Source organism: Corynebacterium sp. HMSC075D04 (genome assembly GCF_001815635.1).
GTDB classification, from domain to species: domain Bacteria; phylum Actinomycetota; class Actinomycetes; order Mycobacteriales; family Mycobacteriaceae; genus Corynebacterium; species Corynebacterium coyleae.
On sequence record NZ_KV821337.1, the window covers coordinates 1 to 5,412 of the forward strand.

A 5,412-nucleotide genomic window follows, 5' to 3' on the forward strand; every position below is an offset into this window, starting at 1 on the left:
TTGTTCAGCAATCCGCACCACCTGCTTACCCCCGGAAATTACCCCCGTTTTCCGAGCACACACGCCATAACAGCCCTCAAGACACGAAAACACGGCCTATGAGCCCTGTTCTGCTAGTGCGTTTCGCGCCCAACTAGCCGATGAGCCCACTGCTGAACACCATGCCCAACACGACCTGGACAAACACCACCGGCATCTTTCGATCTGCTAGCACAATCCCGAACACCACTAGCAGACCAGGAGAACACCACCCCAACGCTCATCGTCTAGCACCCTGAAACACCAGCTAGACGATCAGCCCCATAACGACAAACAACCCCAACACCACCAGGGCAAACACAGAGGCCGAAACGAGATCGTCTAGCAGCATCACAAGCCCAGCTAGACGATCAGCCCACAGACGCGGAAACGCCCGCCGGTGTCGAATCCGGCGGGCGTTTCTATGCCTGGTTTTTAGTTCTCGTTGGTCTCGCGGCGACGGCCGAGCGCCAGGTAGGCGCCACCCACCAGCATCAGCAGGACGCCGAGGGAGATCACGGCGCGCATCGGCGTACCGGTATCCGCAAGATCACCGTCGCGCTCCTTGCTGGAGGAGGTGGTGGTCTTCTTCGTGGAAGTCGAACCCTTCGCAGCAACGCGGTTGGAGTTGTTGCTTGCGTTCTTCACGGACGTGGTGCGGCCCGTGGAGCGGCTCGGGGTGGTCTTCAGCGGCAGTGGCGTCGCCGAGGACTTCGTGGTCTTCGCACCGCCACCGGCACCTGCGAGACCCGCGGCACCGGCCATTGCGGCAGCCGGGCCGAGAACCTTGGTGGCAATCGGCTTGAACTCATCAATCGCCTTCAAAATCTGCTGCGGACGGTTCAGCGTGGTCACGTTCGGATCACGGGCGAGAACGATCTCTGCGGTCTTCGCGTTGCGCTGGACCTGGATTTCCGTGTTCTTGTAGCCGTGCGGTGGTTCGATCAAGGTGAGCTTGATCAGCTTGCGATCCTTAGCGTCCTTATTCAGATCGAACACGACGTTTGCGCGTCCGTCGGCACCAGTCCTACCGGCAACGCGACCATCAGCGCTCTTGAACTCAGCGCCTTCAACAGCCTTGTTGTCATCGGTGCGGACAAGGACCTCCATGACCCAGTCATCCTCAGCCGCAGGCGCGGTTGGGGTCGTGGCCGAGTTGGTCGGGGTCTCGGTGGCAGGCGTGGTGGTCGTGGCCGGGTTCGTCGGGGTCTCGCTGCCCGGGGTTGCGGTCGGGGTTGCAGCGCCAGTCTCCGGGTTGTCAAGGCCAGGCAGCTTGAGGCCAGCGACACCGGCGAAGTTGTCAGCTTCATCGCCCTTGGCGACGACGTTAGAAACCGCGTTGTCCTTCACGTGGATAGCGGTCGCGTCGTCGTCTGCAAAGACGAACTCGCCGTCTTCGTTCTTGTAGGCGTAGTTCAGTGCCTTTACCTTCGGCAGGGTTGCCTTTTCCGGCACTGTCACAGCGGTGTGGGTCGCGGCTGGGGCCTTCTCGTCGACGTCGAGGTGCCACAGGTACGCCTCACCCTTGTCGTTGGTGGACAGGGCGACAAGCGAGGTCTCGTTCTTCTCACCGTCGGCAGCCCATGCGGCGGGCTTGCCGGCTTCCTTCACGCCGTCGATCTTCAGCGGCTTAGTGGTGAACCCGAGCGGGGTGTTCTTGGCGCCCGACTTATCGTCGGAAAGATCCAGGGTGTACACCTTGTCCTCGCCGAACAGCACAAGCGTGCCGCCTGCGGTGAAGGCAGCGGTGTCGATCTTGGTGGCGTCGTCACCCTTGAGGTCGATCTTGCCCAGATCCATCAGACCACCATCGTTGGCGTTAATGCGCAGCAGGTGGCCGGCGTCCTTGCCCTCCTCGTCCTGGGAGATGGCGTACAGCAGCTTGTTTTCAGGGTGGCGCGCAAGAGCGGTGTAGGTGCGGCCCTTGGAGTTGTACTGCGCGCCAGAGGTACCGGTGCCGTTACCGGGCGTATCCAAGAACAGGGCAGCAAATGCCTTTGCAGCGTCCGAAAGGTTCGAGTCCTTGGCTGGGGTCTGCGTGACCGGCGCGGCCGAACCCGCCACGGGGGTGGTGGTGGCCGGGGTGGTTGCTGGGGTCGTCGATACGCTGCTCGCATTGCTTGTCGACGACACCGGGTCCACCGCAGCAGACGACGTCACAGGCGCAGTCTCCTTCGCAGTAGCGCTCTCCTGCGCGTTTGCGACCGGCACGAGTGCGATCGAGCCTGCGACTGCTGCCGCGAGCGAAAGCCCGACGGCACGTTTTGCCTTGGATGTTGCTGCCATTATTACCTCTCGAGAATAGAAAAAGCGCGCGCGAGCGCCCCCAAAAACCACATATGAATGTATACGCCAACCTTGGACTTCACAATACATCCCGAACAAAAGCGAAACCCGCCTACTCGCCGAGCAATTTGCATCGGTTTCGTAGGCGGGTCAGCTTTTAGGCTTCAGCCGGTTCCGCAGGCTCCTCAGGCTTGGCGGTCTCCGTTGCCTCGGCCTTGTTGTTGGAGCTGCTGCCCTCGGTCTCTACATTCCAGCCGAACTGGCAGCTGGCGTAGTACAGACCCATGATCAGACCAGCCACAGCCAGGAGGCCAACACCGGCAACCGCAGCCGGGGCGGCCGGATTGATCTGGGACAGCTGGCGGTTGACCTGGTCGATCTGCGCCTGGAACTGGTTGAACACAGACGGGACTTCAATGTTCACGTTCGGCATCACGCTGCGCACTGCCTCGTTGGCCTGTGCGGCCGCGGCGTTGAGCTCGTCTTCGAACATCACACCGATACCACCGGCGACTGCACCGAGAAGGCCGATCGGCACCAGCCACGCAACCGGGTTGGATACCGAGGATGCGGTGGCCAGGCACTTGCCCAGGGAGCTGCCGTCCTCGCCAACAATTTCGTTGTCCCTGCCGATACCGCCACCTGCAGCGATGTCGCCGTTGCCCTTCTCAAACTGCAGACCGATCACGATTTCCTTCTGGGACGGATCATCCGCAGCCGGACGCAGTTCGAACGGCTCGGAGAACTTGCCGCGAACCTTGAACGGCTTCGACTCCAGGGTCGAGCCCGCACGGGACGAGTTCTTCTCCGGATCACGCGGATCAATCAGACGCAGGTTGCCCGGGTTGTCGATCTCGAAGGTGTACTCACCCCACGGTGCAGACTCGAAGTAGACGTTGCCGTCTTCGTTGGTCTCGCCCGCGATGGACGGACCACCATCGGTCGGAACCAGCTTGACCTTCAGCCCTGTGAGGCCTTCGTTCTCGTCCTGCGTGCGGTTCTGGTTCTCATCAACCCATGCGATCAGGCGCAGGTTGTCAGCCAGCGGAGCACCCTGGTCAACGATGATGTGAGCGTTGCCCTTGAGGTTCTCGCGCGGGGAGATGATCAGCGTGGATGACGGGTCATCGCCGTAGTCCGGTTCACCCGCGAGGCCGCGGCCACGAGCCGGACGCGTCGGGAGTTCACCCGTTGCTTGTGCTTGGTTGTGGTGACGGACATTGTTAGCCAGACCTTCCGGGATCTCAGCAGTGAAGATCACACGCTGACCTGGCAGCAACGTGCCATTGAAGCCCTCAGGCTTCTTAATCTCAAGATCCTTGACCTTCTTCAGCTGATCAGCTGGAACGTCGTTGCCATCCTTGTCCTTGGCATCGCCCTCAAAGATCGCGTCCTTCAGCTCCACGTTCACCATCGGTGCAGAACCGGTGTTCTGGATTTCGTAGGTGAACTTCAACGCGTTGCCGACGCCCATACGAACAGGCTTGTCCGGGTTGGTAGCAAAGCGGGCGTTGACCTTCTTGTGCACCTCTGCCTTGATGAACTTGGTGTACGCCGAATCCGGTGCGGAACCTACCTTTTCACCAGTAGAGGTTTCACCGAAGGCGGTAGCGACGTTGTTGAAGTCGAACGCGTCCTCCGGAGCCTTCATCTTGGCCTTAATCACCTCGGTTTCACCCGGGGCGAGCTCCGCAGTCCAGCCTTCCGGCATCTTCAATTCGATGTTGCGCGACTGAAGTTCCGGATCATCGATATCGATGTTCTTAATCGGCGTATCACCGGTGTTGGTGATGAAGAGCTCGTAGTAGAGATCTTCGCCGGGAAGGGTGGTCATGACATCGTCGACAAGATTGCCGTCCTTGTCCTTAACCTGGCCCAGGTTATCGGCGTCGCGGCCCCAGACCTGCTTCTCCAGTTTCAGGGAAGCATTCTTGGTCAGCTGGATTTCCGGCAGCTTCACGTCATCACCAGGGCGGACCGGAACCTTGATCTTGTCGATCTCGCGGTCGCTACCCGGAGTCAGGATCTCGATCTCGTTGACGCCAGGCGTGACATCTTCGATCTTGAAGTTGCCCTTCTCATCAACGTCGATGATCTTGGAGTCGCCGTTCGGGTCGGTCACTACGACCTTGGTACCCGGAACAGCATTGCCGTTGCCGTCGTTGACATTGCCCTCAATGGACTGATCGATCGGAGCCTTGACACGGATCTCGCCCATGTCGGTACGCTCGCCCTGCTTCACCGTGACCTTACGGTTCAGCGGCTTGCCGTTGATGTCGGTGTCCGGCCAGCCCTCCGGCAGCTCAATTTCCATGTCAAAATCGACGACGCCTTCAGGGAAGTACTGGAAATCGATCTCCGGGGTGACGAAGAAGCCGTCTCCATCAACGCTGAGCGGAATCTCGTAGTCGAAGTACTCCGGTCCCTTGGTCTCCTCAGTGCGGGGATCGACCGAGATGGTGTTCGGATCAGCGACATCCTTCTTGATGAACTTGATCTTTGCACCCTGGATCGGGTTACCGTGCTCATCGATCAACCAACCACCGACGGTGTTTTCACCGATGCGGTCAGACTTGTCCTTGCGGCCACGTTCCGACTTGTCGACCTCGAACTCGATCGGATCAGACTCGCCGTCCTTGACCTCAACGATCTTCGGACGTGGGTTGTTCATGCCCTCAGGGGTCTCTACCTCGACGATGTACTTACCGTCAGGCAGCGGCTTGTCGTCCGGACCATGGATCTCGAAGTTGCCCTCTGGATCCGTGATCTCTACGTTCTCAGCAACCTTCTCGCCATCAGGTCCGTAAACCGTGACATTCGGCTTACCCTCGCCGTCCTGCGGCAGCGGCTTGCCGTCCTTGTCCTTGACTGTGCCGGTAATGGAAGGCTTGGTCTCGGCCGGAGTGGTCGTGGTCGGCGTCGGCTTTTCAGTCGTCGAGGTCGGCGTCGGCTTCGACGTGGTCACGGTCACCTTCGTGGTCGTCGGCTTCTCAGTTGTCGAAGTTGGCGTCGGCTTCTCAGTCGTCGGAGTCGGCGTCGGCTTGCTGGTCGTCGGCTTCGGGGTCGGGTTGATGTTCTCCAGCTTGGTGTCCTGGTCCTTCTTCACCT

The 5,412-nt window shown here is 60.1% G+C and carries 2 protein-coding genes; both read right to left on the reverse strand.

Annotated elements, in window-relative coordinates:
* Positions 1-453: 453 nt before the first annotated feature.
* Positions 454-2,304, reverse strand: a complete 1,851-nt coding sequence (locus HMPREF3048_RS04845) for a hypothetical protein (protein WP_141758859.1) — start codon at positions 2,302-2,304, stop codon at positions 454-456.
* A 157-nt stretch (positions 2,305-2,461) separates the two neighbouring features.
* Positions 2,462-5,412: DUF7507 domain-containing protein (locus HMPREF3048_RS12430; protein ID WP_210398418.1), on the reverse strand; the 2,951-nt coding region annotated here is incomplete at its 5' end.